The sequence below is a fragment of the Priestia sp. P5_B4 genome (genome assembly GCF_056400385.1).
Genome location: NZ_JBFULJ010001083.1, coordinates 1 through 1140 on the forward strand (window position 1 = coordinate 1; position 1140 = coordinate 1140).

At 42.1% G+C, this 1140-nt stretch carries 1 protein-coding gene; it reads right to left on the reverse strand.

The window, feature by feature from the left end; translation table 11 throughout:
• On the reverse strand, positions 1 to 1140 hold a 1140-nt coding region (locus AC1DRF_RS28975; RefSeq protein WP_477742435.1), incomplete at both ends, for an amino acid permease.

The following is a 1140-nucleotide window of genomic DNA, read 5'->3' on the forward strand; positions in this document are numbered from 1 at the left end:
TTCCAAATGCAAGAACAGGACCTAGAGGAAACCATTTTGCTTTATACGCCAGTTMATTTATATCCCGTCCTGAAGCAACATATGCTTTTCGGAAACGATAGTGGCTGATGGCAATACCAATCCACGCAATAAATCCGCTCATGCCTGAAGCGTTTAAAAGCCACATATACATTTGATCGCCAAAAATTGATGTTAAAAAGGCAAGACCGCCAATGATAGTGGTTAAAACAAGCGCGTTTACTGGAATTCCTCGACGATTAATTTTTCGAAGCGCTTTAGGCGCTTGCCCTTCATTTGCCATGGACCACAACATTCGCGTAGAAGCATATAAGCCAGAAGTTCCGGCTGATAAAACCGAGGTAAGAATAACAGCATTCATCACTGAAGCAGCTGCAGCAATTCCTGCTTTTTCAAAAACAAGCGTAAATGGACTAACAGCAATGTTATCCACATCTCCTCCTAGAAGAGATGGACTTGTGTAAGGAATGATGAGCCCAATTACAGCAATGGCTGCAATATAAAATAGAAGAATGCGCCAAAAGACTTGGCGAATGGCTTTTGGTATATTTTTTTGAGGGTTTTCACTTTCCCCAGCCGCAATGCCGACTAGCTCTGTACCTTGAAAAGAAAATCCCGCGATAAAGAAAATGCTTAGTACGGACAGAAATCCGCCGTTGACCGGCGCTTCTTCTAATGTAAAGTTTTTAAAACCGATATATTCACCGCCGAAAATGCCAAATATGGTCAGAAGGCCCACTCCGATAAACACAATGATGGTTACTACTTTTACGAGAGCAAACCAATATTCAGATTCTCCATAGCTTTTTACAGATAGGAAATTAAGTAAAAAAATTAAGCCTAAAAACAAAGCACTCCAGATAATACTTGGCACATCAGGGAACCAAAACTTCATAATAATAGCAGAAGCAGCTATTTCTACAGCGAGCGTAACAGCCCAGTTAAACCAATAGTTCCAGCCGAGCGCAAAGCCAAGAGCTGGGTCTACATAATGACTGGCGTACGTTGAAAAAGAACCTGATACCGGCATAAACGTGGCCATTTCTCCAAGACTAGTCATGAGAAAGTAAACCATAATTCCAATGGCCCCGTAAGCAATCAGCGCTCCTCCAGGTCCAGCAG